Source organism: Enterovibrio sp. QJM3NY_24 (assembly GCF_057786035.1).
Genome location: NZ_CM173520.1, coordinates 274,954 through 293,184, shown reverse-complemented (window position 1 = coordinate 293,184; position 18,231 = coordinate 274,954). Strand labels below are relative to the sequence as shown.

18 protein-coding genes are annotated in these 18,231 nt (G+C 45.8%); 9 read left to right on the top strand and 9 right to left on the bottom strand.

The window, feature by feature from the left end:
- Window positions 1-19: 19 nt before the first annotated feature.
- From AC3CIC_RS17705 to nhaD, 3 genes are all read right to left on the bottom strand, one after another.
- Window positions 20-298 carry a peptidylprolyl isomerase gene (locus AC3CIC_RS17705; protein WP_016958680.1) on the bottom strand — a complete coding sequence of 93 codons (279 nt, stop codon included), beginning with the start codon at window positions 296-298 and terminating at the stop codon, window positions 20-22.
- A gap of 64 nt (window positions 299-362) precedes the next feature.
- Entirely contained in the window at window positions 363-821 is a 459-nt protein-coding gene (locus AC3CIC_RS17700; protein ID WP_016958679.1) for a dCMP deaminase family protein, read from the bottom strand.
- A 114-nt stretch (window positions 822-935) separates the two neighbouring features.
- Window positions 936-2,360, bottom strand: coding sequence for a sodium:proton antiporter NhaD (gene nhaD / locus AC3CIC_RS17695; RefSeq protein ID WP_016958678.1), 1,425 nt, complete (start codon window positions 2,358-2,360; stop codon window positions 936-938).
- Window positions 2,361-3,112: 752 nt separating this feature from the next.
- On the opposite strand from nhaD, the gene AC3CIC_RS17690 reads away from it, so the two are divergent.
- The 4 genes from AC3CIC_RS17690 to AC3CIC_RS17675 all read left to right on the top strand — a co-directional run bounded on the left by AC3CIC_RS17690 (window position 3,113) and on the right by AC3CIC_RS17675 (window position 6,604).
- A complete protein-coding gene (locus AC3CIC_RS17690; protein WP_488516544.1) occupies window positions 3,113-4,081 on the top strand; it encodes an ABC transporter substrate binding protein in 969 nt (322 codons plus the stop codon).
- Window positions 4,082-4,097: 16 nt separating this feature from the next.
- A complete protein-coding gene (locus tag AC3CIC_RS17685) occupies window positions 4,098-5,009 on the top strand; it encodes an ABC transporter permease (protein ID WP_488516543.1) in 912 nt (303 codons plus the stop codon).
- Window positions 5,006-5,800, top strand: coding sequence for an ABC transporter ATP-binding protein (locus tag AC3CIC_RS17680; RefSeq protein WP_016958675.1), 795 nt, complete (start codon window positions 5,006-5,008; stop codon window positions 5,798-5,800). Before AC3CIC_RS17685 ends, AC3CIC_RS17680 begins: the two co-directional genes overlap by 4 nt.
- A 180-nt stretch (window positions 5,801-5,980) precedes the next feature.
- Window positions 5,981-6,604, top strand: a complete 624-nt coding sequence (locus tag AC3CIC_RS17675; protein WP_488516542.1) for a LysE family translocator — start codon at window positions 5,981-5,983, stop codon at window positions 6,602-6,604.
- 124 nt (window positions 6,605-6,728) lie between these two features.
- On the opposite strand, the gene viaA is transcribed toward AC3CIC_RS17675, so the two are convergent.
- The 3 genes from viaA to AC3CIC_RS17660 all read right to left on the bottom strand — a co-directional run bounded on the left by viaA (window position 6,729) and on the right by AC3CIC_RS17660 (window position 10,968).
- Window positions 6,729-8,177 carry an ATPase RavA stimulator ViaA gene (gene viaA, locus AC3CIC_RS17670; RefSeq protein WP_488516541.1) on the bottom strand — a complete coding sequence of 483 codons (1,449 nt, stop codon included), beginning with the start codon at window positions 8,175-8,177 and terminating at the stop codon, window positions 6,729-6,731.
- Window positions 8,178-8,186: 9 nt separating this feature from the next.
- Complete coding sequence (locus AC3CIC_RS17665) at window positions 8,187-9,821, bottom strand: AAA family ATPase (protein ID WP_488516834.1); 1,635 nt, start codon at window positions 9,819-9,821, stop codon at window positions 8,187-8,189.
- 268 nt (window positions 9,822-10,089) lie between these two features.
- A complete protein-coding gene (locus AC3CIC_RS17660) occupies window positions 10,090-10,968 on the bottom strand; it encodes a sulfurtransferase (RefSeq protein ID WP_488516540.1) in 879 nt (292 codons plus the stop codon).
- A gap of 97 nt (window positions 10,969-11,065) precedes the next feature.
- On the opposite strand from AC3CIC_RS17660, the gene AC3CIC_RS17655 reads away from it, so the two are divergent.
- Entirely contained in the window at window positions 11,066-11,968 is a 903-nt protein-coding gene (locus AC3CIC_RS17655) for a lipid A deacylase LpxR family protein (RefSeq protein WP_488516539.1), read from the top strand.
- A gap of 42 nt (window positions 11,969-12,010) precedes the next feature.
- Here AC3CIC_RS17655 and AC3CIC_RS17650 read toward each other — a convergent pair whose 3' ends face one another.
- Window positions 12,011-12,529 carry an NUDIX hydrolase gene (locus AC3CIC_RS17650; protein ID WP_016958669.1) on the bottom strand — a complete coding sequence of 173 codons (519 nt, stop codon included), beginning with the start codon at window positions 12,527-12,529 and terminating at the stop codon, window positions 12,011-12,013.
- A gap of 480 nt (window positions 12,530-13,009) precedes the next feature.
- On the opposite strand from AC3CIC_RS17650, the gene AC3CIC_RS17645 reads away from it, so the two are divergent.
- From AC3CIC_RS17645 to AC3CIC_RS17630, 4 genes are all read left to right on the top strand, one after another.
- On the top strand, window positions 13,010-14,164 hold the full coding sequence (locus AC3CIC_RS17645; protein WP_488516538.1) for a cyclic di-GMP phosphodiesterase: 1,155 nt from the start codon (window positions 13,010-13,012) through the stop codon (window positions 14,162-14,164).
- 148 nt (window positions 14,165-14,312) lie between these two features.
- A complete protein-coding gene (locus AC3CIC_RS17640; RefSeq protein ID WP_016958666.1) occupies window positions 14,313-14,735 on the top strand; it encodes a DUF3010 family protein in 423 nt (140 codons plus the stop codon).
- A 181-nt stretch (window positions 14,736-14,916) separates the two neighbouring features.
- Complete coding sequence (locus AC3CIC_RS17635) at window positions 14,917-16,296, top strand: bifunctional transcriptional activator/DNA repair enzyme AdaA (RefSeq protein WP_488516537.1); 1,380 nt, start codon at window positions 14,917-14,919, stop codon at window positions 16,294-16,296.
- A gap of 40 nt (window positions 16,297-16,336) precedes the next feature.
- The gene (locus AC3CIC_RS17630) at window positions 16,337-16,861 is read left to right on the top strand and encodes a methylated-DNA--[protein]-cysteine S-methyltransferase (protein ID WP_488516536.1); all 525 of its coding nucleotides are present in this window, start codon (window positions 16,337-16,339) and stop codon (window positions 16,859-16,861) included.
- On the opposite strand, the gene AC3CIC_RS17625 is transcribed toward AC3CIC_RS17630, so the two are convergent.
- Together AC3CIC_RS17625 and pdsO are read right to left on the bottom strand one after the other, a co-directional pair.
- Complete coding sequence (locus AC3CIC_RS17625) at window positions 16,834-17,283, bottom strand: GNAT family N-acetyltransferase (protein ID WP_016958663.1); 450 nt, start codon at window positions 17,281-17,283, stop codon at window positions 16,834-16,836. The genes AC3CIC_RS17630 and AC3CIC_RS17625 overlap by 28 nt on opposite strands.
- A gap of 11 nt (window positions 17,284-17,294) precedes the next feature.
- A complete protein-coding gene (gene pdsO, locus AC3CIC_RS17620; protein ID WP_488516535.1) occupies window positions 17,295-18,020 on the bottom strand; it encodes a sortase-associated OmpA-like protein PdsO in 726 nt (241 codons plus the stop codon).
- Window positions 18,021-18,231 lie beyond the last annotated feature (211 nt).

The following is an 18,231-nucleotide window of genomic DNA, read 5'->3' as shown; positions in this document are numbered from 1 at the left end:
ACCATTCTGACACTGAAAACTATGTGCGAAAAAGTACCTTCACAACGTGCCAACCAAACTTGGTTTTCACGAGGTGTGGGGTCAATACTTCTCCGGTAAAGCAGATTTTATCAAACTGTGGCACCATCTGCCCACGTCGAAACTCACCCAAATCACCACCTTTCTTACCCGACGGACACGTAGAGTATTTCTTCGCAAGTGTTTGAAATTTTGCGCCTTTCTTGAGCTGAGCCATGATGTCATCAGCTTGTTCTTTATGCTTCACCAAAATGTGAAGTGCATGTGCAGTGCTGGCCATAACGCACCCCTATTCTACTGCTATTTCGATATGGGCGCTGATTATACCCATATCACGCTCGCTGTCACACGTCGCGTTTAGGTGGAAGCTCTGCAAGCGGCAACCAATTCACCTCAACCCCCGCTTGTTCGAACATCTCGGCGCTAACTTTGATTTTCTCACCCCATCGAGACAGAAAATCTTCACTCTGCTCTGGGCAAAATACCTTGGTCATGCCCGTTTGAATAATTTTCGCCGCACAATTTGGACAAGGAAAGTGCGTGACCCAAATTTCGCACTCAAACAAATCACGTTTAGCAAACAAGATGGCATTCTCTTCTGCATGCAGCGTTTTCAGCAGTTTCATTTCGCGGTCATCGGTATCAGCACTGTCCGATATGCCATGTGGATAGCCATTAAAGCCCACTGATACGATGCGATTACCTTTGGTAATGACAGCGCCGACTTGTGTTGATGGGTCTTTACTCCATGAACCGACAAGTTCCGCCATTTGGTAAAAACGTACTGCCCATTTCGAGATCATTGTATTTCCAATATGTTACCCATTCGTAATGGGTCTATTTTGCAAAACTGCTGCCAATAGCTCAACACAAAAAAGCGACCTTATTCGGTCGCTCTTTGATTATTTCACTATTTTCTAAAAAGCAGCGCTGTTTATCACTAGGTGCGTCAGGATAGAAGCGACGTAACCTAACAGAATAACGGGCGCCCACTTAAGGTGACCGAAGAAGGTATACATGCCTCTCGCCTGCCCCATCAAAGCCACACCGGCAGCTGAACCTAGTGATAGCAAGCTACCACCAACACCCGCCGTCAACGTCACCAACAACCAATTGCCAAGTGACATATCAGGTTGCATCGTTAGCACCGCAAACATCACGGGAATGTTGTCTACAACAGCGGAAAGTAAGCCCACAATGGTATTGGCCCAAATGGGGTCCCATTCCAAATACATAACATTGGAAACAAGGCTCAAATAGCCAATCAGACTCAAGCCGCCTACACACATCACAACGCCGTAGAAAAACAATAACGTATCCCACTCCGCATGAGACACTCTTCGAAACACATCAAACGGCACCACGGAGCCCAAGCGTTTAAGTGCTGCTTCATCATGTTTAGCTTGCGCTTCTGCTCGCTTTCTTGCCAAAGAACGAGGCAAGGTTTTGCGGAGGTAGAATCCAAAGAATTGTAAGTAAGCTAACCCCATCATCATGCCGATGACAGGTGGGAAATGCACAAGGCCATGGAAACCAACAGCAGTGACAATCGTGAGTAAGAACAAAACGACAATACGCTTGGCACCTCGCTTAACGTCCACAAACTCTTGAACCACATTGGGTTGTTCTTTAGGAATGAACAGCGACATGATAAATGCAGGGATCACATAGTTGACCACTGATGGAATAAACAAGCTACCGAACTCAGTAAAGTTCACAATGCCCGCCTGCCAGACCATTAGCGTTGTAATGTCGCCAAATGGACTAAATGCCCCACCTGCATTGGCAGCAACAACAATGTTGATACAAGCAATATTTATAAAGCGCGGGTTGTCTGCCCCTATTTTCATCACCACAGTACACATGAGAAGCGCAGTGGTGAGGTTATCGGCAATAGGAGAAATAAAGAATGAGAGAATGCCGGTAATCCAGAATAACTGCCGCAGGTCATATCCTTTTCCAAGGATCCAAGCTTTTAAGCCATCAAATAAGCGCCTCTCTTCCATGGCCGATATGTAGGTCATCGCAACCAGCAGGAAAAGCATCAGCTCTGCGTATTCCAATAAGTTGTGTTCGATCGCGGCTTTAGCAACCTCGATATCCCCAGAATGGCTATAAGTAAAGCCGATCAGGAGCCAGATCAAACCGGCGGCTAGCAAAACAGGTTTTGATTTTCTCAAGTGCAACTGTTCTTCCAACATCACTAAAGTGTAAGCAGCTGCAAATATAAGAAGGGAGATATAACCCACGTATGAGTCTGTTAAATCGAGATAATTGGCATCACTGCCAGATGCGAACACATTGCTAGAAAATAGCAATGCTAACGCGAGTAAAAGCTTCATCCTTGTGCCTCCGAGCAAACTAGAATTATTCCAATGCAGGGGGCAATGACACACGCACGATCTCGTATCTCATTTTCGTAAACGCATTACCCCAATTGGCCAAATCTCAATATTATTGATTTGTAGTAATGTCACCTAACAAGTGTTGAGTTAGGCGCAGAGACTGGCTATCGCGAGAAATAGTATATGCAGAAAGAGATAATTGCAGAGTAAATGTGTTGCTTTTAGGCTTGCCCCACAAACATGCTTATATTTCCACCAATGCTGCAAAGCGTGTTGGTAAATGAGAGCAGGATCTTTCATTTCAAAGTCAAAAGGTGATATCAGCCTAAAATTAATTTGTGAAATGGGCGAATACGTTGACTCGGTTTACAGTGTAAAAATTGCGCTGTTAACCTTCAAAGATCAAACTTTTTCATAAAAAGCCCACTCCTCCACATAAAATCGAATGTGACAAGCTATTCACCACCTTGCAACCAAAAACCAGTTATATATCTACATTATCAGTTTATTTAAGGTTAATTGTTCGACATTTTAAATTATTGGGTATAGTTTAGCTTTTGTATATTTCTCTATTTTATTCATAGGTTTAACAGTAAATATGCACATATAAGCACTACGTTTTATTGACCATCACTCTTAGACTGCAACTTTAGTGACTGATTTAACGCGGGATTTTGGATATAACAATGGATTAACACGTGACAGCTAGATTGGTGTGCTGCCAATTGTCACTTATCAGGGAGAACGAGATGAACATTTCCAAACTACTTTTATCGGCTTGCTGTGCCACTACACTGTTTACTGCACCTTTTGTGGTCTCGGCAGAAACAGCGAAAGTCGCCGTTTCACAAATCGTGGAACACCCTGCTCTTGATGCAACGCGCCAAGGACTGTTAGATGGTCTAAAAGCGAAAGGCTATGTTGACGGTGAAAACCTCGAGTTTTCTTACCAAACCGCTCAAGGCAACCCTGCTATTGCGGTACAAATCGCTCGCCAATATGTAGGTGAAAGCCCTGATGTTCTCGTCGGTATTGCCACACCTTCAGCTCAAGCATTGGTTGCAGCCACAAAATCTATTCCTGTCGTATTCACTGCCGTTACCGACCCTGTTGGCGCAAGACTGATTAAAGATATGGCGAAACCAAGTGCCAATGTCACTGGTTTATCTGATCTTTCTCCCGTTGCTCAACACGTGGCTTTGGCTAAAGAACTGCTTCCAAACATGACAACCATTGGTGTGGTATATAACCCGGGCGAATCTAATGCCGTCGCACTGGTTGAATTACTCCGCGAAGCGGCAGACCAACAAGGCCTGAAAGTTGTTGAAGGTACCGCGCTAAGAAGTGCTGACGTGCAATCAGCGGCACAAATTGTTGCCTCTAAGTCTGACGTTATTTATGCACCAACAGACAATACAGTGGCGAGTGCGATTGATGGTCTTGTTAACGCAGCAAACCAAGCGAAAAAGCCCGTCATTGGCGGCGCGACTTCTTACATTCCTAACGGTGCAGTTGCTGCGCTTGGATTTGACTACTACCAAATCGGTGTTCAAACCGCTGACTATGTTGCCGCTCTACTCGATGGTAAAGAAGTGGCAGCATTGCCAGCCAAGGTAGCCGTAGGTTCTGATCTGGTGATTAACTTAAAAGCGGCACAGAAATTGGGAATTGCTGTTCCTCAAACGCTGCTTGATCGCGCAACCTCTACAGAAAAGTAATAGGTAGGAGCAATACATGACCTCAATTGCCTTCTTCGGCACACTGGAAGTAGGTCTGGTTTATGGCCTAGTCGCACTAGGCGTATATCTTACCTTTCGGGTTCTCGATTTTCCGGATCTGACTGTAGATGGCAGCTTCCCTATGGGAGCTGCTGTTGCAGCCACGCTCATCATTTCCGGTATTGACCCATGGATCGCGACATTCGCGGCCATTTTCGCTGGTGCAGCAACAGGACTTATTACCGCATTTCTTACCGTGAAATGCGGCTTTCTGAACCTGCTCGCCAGCATTCTTACCATGATTGCGGCGTTTTCTATCAATATTCGAATCATGGGTCGTCCGAACATTGCTCTACTCGGTGTCGATACGATTCTAACGCCGTTTGAGAATATGGGTATAGACCCTGTTTATGCTCGCCCGCTGGTCGTCTTCATTCTTGTATTACTCAGCGCCCTGTTTGTGATTCGCTTACTGGCGAGTGATTTTGGCTTGGGTCTTCGTGCCACAGGCGTAAATGCTCGAATGGTGAAAGCACAAGGCGGTAGCACTGCCTTTTACACGTATTTTGGTCTCGCCATTTCAAATGGTTTTGTCGGCTTTTCAGGGGCGCTATTCGCGCAAACTAACAGCTTCGCGGATGTCACGTCGGGCGTCGGTACCATTGTTGTTGGCCTCGCCTCTGTCATCTTGGGTCAAACCCTGATCCCTGGTCGCAAGGTATGGGTGGCCGTTGTTGCCGTCATCTTAGGTTCAGTGCTCTACCGTCTTGCCGTGGCATTCGCATTAAGCTCTGGCATGTTTGGTTTGAAAGCGTCTGATCTTAATCTGGTGACCGCGTTGTTGGTCGCACTGGCATTGATTGCGCCAAAAGCGCGCGAACAATACCAAAAGAACAAGAAAATGAAAGATGCTGGGGTGGCGAAATGATTGAACTGAAAGACATTCAAGTCACTTTTAATCCTGGCACTGTGCTGGAAAATCGTGCGCTTCGTAGCGTGTCACTCACCGTTCCTAAAAATCAGTTTCTCACCATTATTGGTTCAAATGGTGCAGGTAAATCGACGTTACTTGGCGCTGTCAGCGGTGAAACACCGATGGTTGGTGGTCAAGTCATCATTGATGGCATCGATGTAACCAAGCAACAAGTCCACCAGCGCGCCAGTTTAGCGGCGCGTGTTTTTCAAGATCCATTGGCGGGTACGTGCGCCTCATTAACGATCGAAGAAAATCTCGCACTGGCATTTAAACGGGGCTCTTACAGAGGCTGGCATAAAGCACTGACAAAGAATCGACGTGAGATCTTTAGAGATCGAATTTCTATTCTCGGATTAGGTTTGGAAGATCGTCTTAGCGATAGCATCGGCCTGCTCTCTGGCGGTCAACGCCAAGCGGTTAGCCTCGTCATGGCAACACTGTCTGACAGTAAGCTGTTGCTGCTTGATGAGCACACCGCTGCGCTCGATCCACGCATGGCTGCATTTGTCATCGACTTAACCAAGAAAGTCATCACCGAGTTCGGTTTGACGGCCTTAATGGTTACTCACTCAATGAAAGATGCTCTTGCCTGTGGCGATCGCACTGTCATGCTTCACCAGGGTGAAATTGTCCTGGATGTTGCTGGGGACAAACGCGCTAACATGGGTGTCCCCGATCTACTGGAAATGTTCAGTAAAGTGCGTGGTGAAGAACTGGCTGATGACAGTTTGCTTCTTAGCTAACAACGACTTGTTTTTTGAACCAACGAACACGAAAGCGGCTTAGGCCGCTTTTTTTCGTTTTACGCGTTCTCAATGACGCATTTTTGATAATGGCGTTAATACGCGACTAAGGACATGTCTTCGGGTATGTCTTCGGGCATGCAAAGACGATAGTCTGAATTAAACAAGATGAACAAAGGCATGATGATGGTCAGTCTCGAATTTCTTCTAACATCTTTAGTCGTTGTCCTAATACCTGGTACCGGTGTGTTATATACCGTCTCTACTGGTCTACTCTTGGGCTTACGGGCAAGCATCTGGGCCTCTGTAGGATGCACATTTGGTATTATCCCATCACTCATAGCGAGTATCACTGGCCTTGCGATCATTCTTCACACTAGCGCATTGGCTTTTCAGATCGTGAAATATGCGGGTGTTGCCTACTTATTGTATTTGGCGATCTCTATGTGGCGCGCAAGTGGTGCACTCGCGATAGATGAAAAATCCGAAAAGAAAAGCATGTACAACATTGCCATAAAAGGCTGCTTGATGAACATTCTCAACCCAAAACTAACGGTGTTTTTCATGGCATTCTTGCCACAATTTGTTCCACCAAATGTCGTAGACCCAACCGTCTACATGCTACTTTTGGGTAGCATTTTTATGGCCATGACCTTTTTTGTATTCATCCTCTACGGCGCACTGGCGGTAAGTGTTAGGGATATTATTATCCATTCAAAACGCGTCTCTACCCTTCTGCAACGCGTCTTTACGGGTAGCTTTGCGGCACTTGGTCTGAAATTGGCTCTGTCAGATAAGCAGTAATACCAATCGGATTGAGTAAGCGGTTAATTTGCGCAGGGAAAATCGTCAAGAGCAAGGAAGAGAGTGCATTAAAAAGCCCATGTGCTGATCATGGGGCTTTATCGATTATATTTTGTACTCAAACTTAGAAGCGCTTCAACAAACGTCCCATCAGTGAAGGATGATAATCCCAGACATGATCAAACATGCTCATCAGTTTTGGGTTGCCGTATTTTGACAAGTTCACCGCATGAAAGCGATTGTGCTGCAGCTTAAGTGCGCTCACTTGCTCTTGCACTTCTCTGGGCTGCTCGGGTGCTATAAAATCCGAGATAACAACCAGATCGGCATTGCGGTATTTGTCCGTGCCCATTAAATCGATGGAATGAGTCAGCACAGGTGCGAGATCGGTTCCACCATGAAAACGGTAAGAAAGAAAATTGAGCGCCTCTTTCAAGCCCCCTTCTCCGGTCAATTCATAGCAAATATGATCAGTCGAGAAGATCATCACGGTGCAATCACGATCTTCCTTCACTGCGATTTGCATTAAAGAGTAAGCCATGGCTTTTGCACATTGTTCTGGAAAGCCGCTCATTGAGCCTGACGCATCGACACAAATCAAAAACGGCCCTTTCTCAACCTCTATCTGTTTGCTCTCTGGCTTAAACGCTTTGATCTTGCGAAGTGATCGTTGCATGCCTTGCATGCGATAGGTCAGTAGTCGTTTGTCTGCAAAATGTTTGTAGAACAGCACTTCAAGAGCGGGTTCCGCCAAATAGATCATTTCGTTAGGGATCATTTTTTCAAGGTTGTCACTTTGGTGTATACCCACAATGTCGTCAGCGACATTATCCGCAGGCTCTTCCACCATTTTCAACTCTTCAGCTGGAGACCGATGCAGAGAAGGATCATCCACATCGTTAGCCATACGCCCCAACTTTTGGGCGATCTCTTGTAAGTCCTTATTGTCTTTCAAGAAAGCCACAAAATGCTTTAGTAATTCAACATCCGATTGCGTCATTTTTGACGAAGCTAAGTCCCAAAGACGACCGACTTTTTCTAGTGTCCCGCGTTCTTCGACATTTTCTAACGTTTTGTAGGTTTCAATTCGCTGATAGAGCTCATTCAATAACTTATCGATGTGCGCTTCGAGCTCTTTTTGCTGTGCATTTTTGATCGATGACGCTAAATGCTCATACCATTTGTTGCAAAAATACGATTGGAACATCGGCGTTTCTTGGGAGATATTCTTTTCCAGCATGCGACGCGCGGAGAGGTAAAATTCAGATTTCCCCTCAAGTTGTTTGATCATGCCTTTCGCGTTTTGGCTAAATTCAATCTGCGTAAGCTGAACGGCTTCTTGGTATAACGTAATTTCCAGCTTGAGTTCTTCAGTAATACAGTCGTTACTCAATCGACGCTTAACCGAATGTCGCCACTTGCGAATGTGTCGACGAACCGCAGATTTTGCTGAAGGATTAGCTTCTGTCATCAAGAGAAGTTGCGGCTTTGCCATCACCTCTGAGACTGCATGTTCCAACATACCTGTTTCGGCTAGCATCATCCCTAGCTGCAAACTTTCTGGACTGATCATGATGCCTCCTTAAGCGAAGAATTCACTAAGCATTCTCACTCTAAATGCGCTCTTCTCGAATTTTGTCGTCTGACGCTGCAAAGACTCTTCTGCATCGGTAATGCTGTTTGCTAGAAGCTCCACAAGCTCAGAGTTTGAAAAATGATGAGGCAAGGCGGCATTGAGCTGAACTCGTGCAATACGGATCAGGTGTTTTGCTTCTTCAATTTTCTTGATTGCGGCTTCGTTTTTGACCTGCCACTGTGCAAATGCTTCTTGATCGTTATCGTCCACACCCGCAATCGCAACAGGGACTGGACGATTCGCGATGTCTTTAATCATCAAGCTATGCTCACCATCTACATCAAATTTTAGCACACAGAGATTAGGGTTTTTATTTACGTACCCATAAACGTCACAAGCACCATTCTTAATCTTCTTCTCAAACTCTGTGGCGTCTACATAGACCCAACGACTGTCACCTTTTTCTTTTTCAGAAACAGACGGATTAGTATCTAGCATCACCAGTTTGATCAAATCGTTTGCCATGTTGACGGAATAGCGTCGTGCATGACTAAGGTCTACTTTATGCTTCTCTTTACGCATCGAAAGTTCTGTGTCGACATCATGTCCAATGGTTTCAATGATTTCCTCGGACAATGCTTTCACATCTTCACTGGCTTCAATCGCAATCGCCAACGATTCTTGTTGGTTAAAACACATCTGTTCGGCGAACTGACGCATGACGTTGCCGACCACAATACGAGATTCAGGGCTATGCCATAAGCATTCTTGCAAGAGGAGCAAGTCGACGGGATTCACGTCGCTGCGACCATTGAAAAAGGCACTCGCTTTAAGCAAACGTACCGCCTTTTTCCAACGTCGATCAGAAATATAAAGCTCTTCTGAGGGAAAGGAATGACTCGGATCTTGCGCTTCTCGTTCCAACAACATTTTCAGTGCATAAATTTTCTCAAAGACACTATCCGAAAGTGAGACTTGATCGATCTGACGCTGCCATTGCATGTATTCATGCGCTTTGATGGAAATATCTGAACCAATCTTGATGCGAGTCTCGCCCGTGTCACCGGTCAGAAGCCGCTTGAAATTACTTTTCTCTTGAATTCGATTGACGAAAATACGGACCAGCATGCGATCGTATAACGCATCAAGTCCACTATCAGGGTCTGGCAGCTCGTTCGATGCAGTGACGAGCAAACGCATGGGCACAGGGAGCACTTCGCTACCATTTCTAAATACTCTTTCGTTTACCACGGTCAGTAAGGTGTTCAAGATAGCGGGACCGGCTTTCCAGATTTCATCAAGAAACACGACATCAGCAGCTGGCAAATATCCTTCGGTTAAGCGAACATATTTTCCATTGTCTTTCAGCTCTTGAATTGAAAGAGGCCCAAAAACTTCTTCAGGGGTAGAAAAACGCGTCATCAAGTACTCAAAAAACGTACTGTCATCAAACGCTTCAATCAGTCTTTTAGCGATGTAGCTTTTTGCTATCCCCGGCGGGCCTAGCAAAAAGACACTTTCACCACTCAGCGCAGCGAGCAAGCATAGACGAATGGTGTTCTCTCGTTCATAAACGCCACTCGAGAGCGCTTGAACAAGCTTTTGAATTCGCTCAGGGAGTAAAACATTGTTTGTTGTCATCGCGATTTGATTCGTCAAGTTGCTGCTCCATATCGATTAATCAACAACATGAAACAGTCATAACACATTGTTAACATCTTGTAACCATTAATACTTGCTTACAAACTGTATATCACTTCATCTTTGATCTAATCCACCCTAAAAACTAAGTTCTCAGTTTTGCTGCTCAAGAAATAGCCACATTTATCGCCATTTCAATTGTTCAGCCAAACAAAAAAACCTCCCAATGGGAGGCTTAAAAAGATTTTTAAAACCGCTAATAACAAACTTAGTCGCTATCAGAAACAACCGGAAGCGAGATATCGCTGCCCCACTCGGTCCAAGAGCCGTCATAAACCATCACAGGCACATTCAACGCGAACTCGCTCGCCAACGTGAGAATACAAGCCGTCACGCCCGAACCACATGATGATACGTTGGGTAGGTCGGTCGAGAGCACCGACTTCAAACTCTCTTGAAGCTGCGCTTTGTCTTTAAATTTTCCGTTTTCAAGTAATTGACCAAATGGCAAATTCTTTGCGTTAGGCATATGACCGCTGCGCACACCAGGCCTAGGCTCAGGCTCGCTCCCGTTAAATCGGTCGCTTGGTCGAACATCAATGACATTGAGCAATGACGATTCAATACCCGCTAGCAACGCTGATTTATCAATGACTCGCTCGGGCTGAAAGCTGGCTTTGTAAGTGCTGAATTCTGGCTCAGTCGGTGTTTGTGTATCTAATGGCCCGCCAATGGATTCCCAAGCAGGAAGGCCACCATCAAGCACGGCAACTGACTGGTGCCCCATGATTCTAAACATCCACCAGACACGTGGCGCAGAGAAGATGCCGACACTGTCATAAACCACCAGCGTATCAGTATTGTCAATGCCGAGCTTGCTAACGCATTCCTGAAAGTACTCTGGAGACGGCAAGGTGTGGGGTACGGGTGATGATTTATCTACGATTTCTTTATCGAAATCGAAGTACACCGCGCCGGGAATACGCTTGGTCGCCCATTCCTGTTTTCCATTCCTTGGGCTGCCCGGCATAAAAGTACTGGCATCTATCACTCTTAGATTCGGCGCACCTAGGTTACTTCGCAACCATTCAGCACTAATGAGTACATCATTTATCTGTAGCAAATCACTCTCCTTTGAAACCGCCATCGTCAGAACACGTTGAATGATATAGCATATGAGTTCTAACTATCATACGTCGCAGTATCGACGTTAATACCGTCGCTAATTCGATAATAAGGATTTTATGTTATCACGCAGAATTATTGGTGCTGCGATTCTTGTTTCGCCATTGCTTAGCTTTTCTCTTCAAGCGGCCTCAGTTTCTTTAACTTTTGATAATGATGGCGCGCTCGGTACCGACAGAGACTACACCAGTGGCCTTGGACTTCGTTGGTCTTCAGATCCTGCAACCATAGGGTACAGTGTTGAAATTGCATCCCAGATGTGGACGCCAACAAACATTGAATTCGAAACGCCGCAACCGAATGAACGCCCCTACGCAGGTTTGCTATACGCGCAAGGTCGTGCTTATCACCAAACCGACGTCAACGCTTATAAAGGCAGTTTGATGCTCGGTACCGTCGGGCCTCGCTCTGCAGCGGACTCCGCACAATCATTCGTGCACCAAATCGTCGGTTCGACCGACCCAAAAGGCTGGGACTACCAAATTGAAAATGAGTTTGTCTATCAGGTAGGCTTCGAAGCGCACCAGTTGATTTCTCGCAGCCATATTGGAGAATTTAGTGTGTTTGGGCGTGCTCAGGGTGGTAACTTTCAAAATGAAGTTGCGCTAGGCGGCACCTATCGCATTGGACTGGATCTTGGGAATACATTTGGCTCAACGTCTGTTATTGCACAGAACGCTGTCGACATCGGCATGCTCAGTCACAGTAACTATGGATTCTTTTTCTTTACGACGGTTGAGGCTCGCTATCGCTTTAGCGACATCACCATAGAAGGTGACAAGCCACCAGAAAATGATGATTTGACCATTGAGCGGAATCAGGCTGCCATCTCAGGCGGTTTGTCTTGGTATTCGCAACAATGGGGAGCGGTGGCTTCTGTGACGGCTTATAGCAAGCAATTCAAAACCTCAAGCCTTGACCAACACGGCTATGGTAGCTTTACGCTTTTCTATCGCTATTAGTACGAAGCAAAAGGCTGGGCTACCAGCCTTTATGCGCTTTCATTACTCAATTGCATTGGCAATCAGTTCTAGTAAAAAGGTTTCTCGAACAACAGAAAGTCCCTGCTTATCACTTTTAGCCATCGTCTCTTTGTTATGTGCAATCGCTTCACGAATGTTAACCCAAACAGGGCGCATGCCATTCTTAACTTCATAATCTTCGAGTGACACCTCTCCGAGTTCTTCGTCGATATCACACCAAAAGCACTTAGACACCATATGCACGACGTCATAATCTCCCTTGTGCCATGGCCTGAATTCTTCATAAGCACCAAATGCACGGATGTTGCGGATGTTCTGTGCCCCCGTTTCTTCTTTTAATTCGCGGATCAGACCATCAACGTCATTCTCATCAGGGTCCACCCCACCGCCAGGTAAAGAGTAGTCATGGTATCGCTCAGTAAAGAGCAGCAAAATGTTGTCGCCACGCACAACAATCGCTCTTGAGGCAAGTCGGTGGAACACAGATTTATCTTCTAACGGAAGTACATCAGGATGAGTCGTGGTTTGGAGCGTTCGCATTCATTAGCCCATAAATTCAACAACAGGCGACAACTGCGCCAAATCAAACGCGCACTCTAGCGAGACCTTCAGCTTGAAGCAAACACAAAACGTGAAGAGGTTCGCATTATTTTGCAGCATCAATTTTACCGTACTTTGCTTTATAAAAAGTTCACTTAGAATACATACAACCTTAAATTTCGTGTTTGCGTCATTATCGTGTTAGAAGGACTAATACTGCAGAGTTTAGATTGAAAGTTGCTTATTATCATTAGCCTACCGATTGTGTATTAGACTAATAAAACACCATTATTCAGAATGTCATACCGCTATTGCGCACCATTGCTGACTGTTTTATCTCTTAATTACGCCAAAATCTCGTATTTTGTATATAGTTATAGTCATCAGTAAATACATTGTTCGCTTTAGAGTGGTAAACACTGAACTTCCATCTAATCATCATTTAATTGCTAGTAACACATTGATACGGAGCCTACATCAATGCTTCAAAAAGTTGACATTGATAACGTTGAGATTGGAATGTATGTCGAGCAGATCGAATCTCAGACAGCACGTACCAAAATGAAAAAGCCCGGCTTTATCAGAAGACAAGAGACCATCGACAATTTACGCACCAAAGGTGTGATGTTTGTCTATATCGATGCGGATCAAATTACATCTGATGAAGATATACGCTACAAAGAAACGAATGTTGGCAAGCATTCCTCGATTAAAGGTAACGACGAATACTCCGCAGCAAAAGATCTTGTCGATAGATCCAAGAAGCAACTGAGTAAACTCCTTAGTGATATCTATGAAAACAAGCCAGTCGATATCGAACCCGTAAAAGAAATCAGTGCCAACATCGTAGAAAATATTTTCGAACGTCGCGAAGCCGTCCTTTGGATCAGTGGTATTCGAGAGAAAAGTGCCTACCTGCTTGAACATTCGATGAATGTTGCTTTCCATTTGGTTAACTTCGGACGCTTTTTAGAGTTGGACCGCTCGACACTTGAAGACCTCGCGGTTGGAGGACTCGTTCACGATATTGGCAAAATATTGGTGCGAGACGAAGTTCTCAATAAACCGGGAAAACTGACTGATGACGAGTTTGTGCATATGAAAGAGCATCAGACACTGTCTCAGCCAGTGCTTGAGAACATGGCCGATCTACCATCAATCAGCAAAGATGTTAGCATCATGCACCATGAGAAAATCGACGGTAACGGTTACCCAAATGGCCTTAAAGGCGATGCGCTGCCACTCATTGGCCGTATGTCATGCATTGTCGACATTTACGACGCACTCACCGCTGAACGGTGTTATAAACCCGCACTGTCGCCCTCCGAAGCTTTTAAAATAATGATCGGTCTCACGCCGTTTCACCTTGATGCAGATTTGCTCAAAAAGTTTATCCGCTGCATTGGTTTCTACCCTGTCGGATCTGTCGTCGAACTAAGTAATGGTCGCGTCGGTTTGGTCTGCAAGGAAAATCCTGAGGATCTCATGACACCAACCGTGAAGCTTTTCTACTCTGCGCGCACCGATGCTTTTCGTGAAGTCGAATACATTGACCTGAAAAAACGTCCCGATCTGAAGATTGTGCGTGGCCTGACAGAAGCAAAACTCAAAACCAGCTTCAGCGATTTCCGCTGATTCACGTGATAACACATCCTTCCGCCGCCCAAATCGTACTTTTTTTACCCTAAACGACAGCAATCAGCGAGAGTTCCTATCTTTCTTCATGACCCGTGCCTCACTATTGCCTATAATGCTTGGTTCATTAACTCGTGGAATAAGAAAAATGCGAATTTGTGCTGTCGATTTTAAAAGCAATGAGGCGAACATCTGTCTGTTAGAACTAAAAGAGGGATTGTTCGACGTACCTGATTGTCGTGCACGTAAATTTACCATCACCGATGGGGCAAGCGCTGAACAAATCCGTCACTTCCAAAAGCAATTCGCGCAGCTGATGACTGACTACAAAGTAGACAAGATTGTTATCCGCGAACGCCCGATGAGAGGCAAGTTTGCGGGTAGCGCGATTGGCTTCAAGTTAGAAGCAGCGCTTCAGCTTATTCAAGACATGGACTGTGAGATTTTCACGTCTTCAGCCATGAAAGAATCAATAAAAAGCAACCCAGTGATGGTTTCTTTAAAAGAAGTGGGGCTGAAACAGTTCCAAGAGCACGCGTTTACAACGGCGTGTGCTTACTTGAACAAGTAACGACGATATCAGGCTGCTTAGGTGGCCTGTTTCTTTTCCCTTTCCACTTAATCTCTTCACTCCTTTCTGCTTTTTCTCTTTCCTCATCCATACACCTTTCACTATTCAGTTCCGATTCTGGCGACCCCTATTACTGACAAATGCTAAAGTGACGTCAGATAGATTAACTTTGTAGAACGCCATGAACACCAACATCACATACTTTCAACAAGCACGCCTTTCGCGAGATGCGCGTTTTGATGGCCTGTTTTACACGGCAGTGCTTACCACAGGCATTTACTGCCGATCTATTTGCCCTGCGCCGCCCCCAAAAGAAGAGAATGTTCGTTACTTCTCAACCGCCCATGAAGCTGCCTCTCAGGGATTTCGCCCTTGCTTACGATGCCGACCGGATAGTGCACCGGGTTCGCCCGCATGGTTAGGCAAAGAAACCACGCTGAAACGGGCGCTTGGGCTTATCCAAGATGGCTTCTTACAAGAAAATAGCATTCCGGATTTGGCTGAAAGATTGGGGGTGACCGATCGCTATGTTCGAAAACTGTTCAGCGAGTCTTTAGGTTGCTCACCTAAACAATATGCGCTTTATCAGCAAATATTATTCGCGAAGAAGCTGCTTCATGAAACGACATTGCCCATCGCAGATATTGCATTCGCAGCCGGCTTTAACAGTGTCCGACGCTTTAATGATTGTTTTCATATGCAGCTCGCGCTATCTCCCACGCAAGTGCGCGGTAAGAAAACGTCGCCTTCCGAATCGCTTTCCGTCACGCTCAGTTACAGACCGCCGTATGATTGGAAGCAGTTTCATTCGTTTGTAGCAGCGAGACTGATCCCCAACGTCGAATGGCTAAGCGAAAGTGGCTATGGAAGAACCTTTATAAACGGAAATCAGAGAGGTCAATTTACCGCCACATGGGAACCGGATAAAAACAGATTTCGAGTCGCTCTCCAATTATCCGAACCGAAACATTTGTATTCAGTACTCAATCGAATTCGCAAACTCTTGGATCTCGATGCTAACCCCGACGCGATTGCTCAAACAATGGCTGATGCTACCAATCAATCAGCATCGAATGGCACGCGAATTCCAGGTACATGGGATACCTTCGAGGCCGGTGTACGCGCAATGTTTGGCGAATCTGTGCTTGGTGCAGCAGAGCATATCTCATCGATTGAACACGTATTGATCCATGATGCGAATACCCATGTCGCGTACTTTCCCAGCGCCAATACATGGTTGTCGCATGTTGAGTTATTGCCACTACCTGATGCAAATAAACAGCCGTTGTCAGCATGGGCAGCCTTTTGCCTCTCCCAGCAAACGGCACACACTTCTGTCGATACCGACACAGATGATCGAAACGTGAGGGATATCAGAACCCATCCGCTGAGCACCATGCAGTATAACTATGCCTGTCTTCGCGGCGCTGGGTTACCCGATATTGCAGACTTACTCGATGACGCTAACAACATACCGTCAAGCTCCAATCATGCAGCACCTTGGCGCAGTTACCTTTCTCTAAGTCAGATCCACGAACAGCAGAGCACAGCACAGCATTAAATCAGCCTCAAGGTGCCATCGGAAAAAATAAGGACATATCATGAAACAGTATCGTCACCTCTACGATTCACCACTGGGAGCTATCACGCTCACCGCGTCAGAAAAGGGACTGACATCTTTGTCTTTACCTACTTATAAGTACGACATTCCGTCTTCCGAGCAAGAGATAACGACACGCTCGCCCTTCAATGACGTGATTGCACAATTAGACTGCTATTTTTCGGGGGAATCCGTTCAGTTCTCTGTACCGTTGGACTTATTGGGCACAGCGTTTCAACAGCAAGTCTGGGCTGCGTTGCAAACCATTCCGGCAGGTGAAACGCGTTGCTATGGGGATCTCGCGGCTGACATTGGTAAACCATCAGCTTCTCGAGCCGTGGGGGCAGCCAATGACCAAAACCCTATCGCTATCATTGTTCCTTGTCATCGCGTCATTGGTAAAAGCGGCAAACTCACAGGATATGCGGGAGGGCTCGACGCCAAAGCTTGGTTGCTAAACCACGAACAAGCAATGGCGGCGAATATACCCAAGCAACCTCAAGATGCAGCCACCAGAACACGATGAGCCAATAGCTTAATAAAGCGCAGCGGTGTTATACGATAACCAAGATGCAGATAAAAACCATGTGCTTCTTCTCTGCTGATATTGCTGGTGACTTCAATGCGCATGCAGCGCCGATGCTTGAGGTATTGCTCCGCGTGATCGAGCAGTTGTTTTCCGATGCTCATATCACGGAAGTTGTCATCCACCACGATGGCGGAAATTCTTCCCCATGGCATATCATCATGGACGACATCTACTGTATGTAGGGTGATAAAACCAACCACCAAATCGCATACCTCTGCGACAAATAACGCATCTCTTTCTTGCTTCATGATGCGTTCTAGTTGCACTTCTGTTTGACTAAGCTCAGCGGCATAGCCAAGTGAATGGCAGAGCGCATTAATGCGCTCCGCGTCTTCTAACGTAGCGGGACGAATAATCATAACCGCTCCCTTTAATTGTTTGCCGTTGCTTGACCGCCCGACACTGAACGCAAGCTCACACGACGATCAAAGAAATAGCCGTCACGATCCCCTTCCGTTTCAATAGCGAGTTGATTGCCATAAGCAGTTTGTACCAATTGCTCCGGTGCAACGCCTCGTTCAATCAAGTAATCAAACACAGCTTGCGATCGTTGCTGTGAAAGCTGCAAATTGTAATCTTGATTTCCGCGGACATCGGCATGCCCTTCCAAATCCCAGCTGACCTCGGGGGTATGGCGCATCAATGCTGCCACTTCATTGAGTTGTTGTTTGAAATGCGGCTCAATGTCGGCAGAATTCGTCCGAAATTGAATGTCCATGGCCAGATCAAGGTTGATATCTGTCTGTTGCATTGTCGCTTTTAGGTTGGCAAGTTCTAGTTCGTTTTGCGCATACATATCGCGGTATGTCGTTAACTGTACGTTTTCATCTTGAATCTCAGCAATGATTTGCTCTTGCACGGCATTTTGCTTATCAGAGCTAGCAATCTGACCAATCAAGCCACCTAATAGTGCTCCGGCTACCGCACCTACTGGCCCACCAATCACAGCGCCAAACGCCGCACCACCACCAAACCCAATCATTTCGACCGTGGTGTCACGCTCAGTATTAACCTGTTGCTCTCCCGCATAAGCGGTAGAAACGGTCATTGGGATAACAAGAGAAATCGCTGCCAGTGTCTTATTCAATTTTTTCATTATGCTTTCCTCATCCTAATAGGGATTGGGTATGAACCCGTTTGTTGTTTCGATGAGGTCATTAAAACAAGTTAAAATGGCATTGCTTGGGAGCAAAAATGGCAATGTGGCGAGCAAATGTGGCAAAAATATAGCTTTTGCACTGAATCGCTTTTCTGGCCTTTTACCGCTTTTATTTTCGGGTATAGTCAAATCATCTTGTGGTTGATTA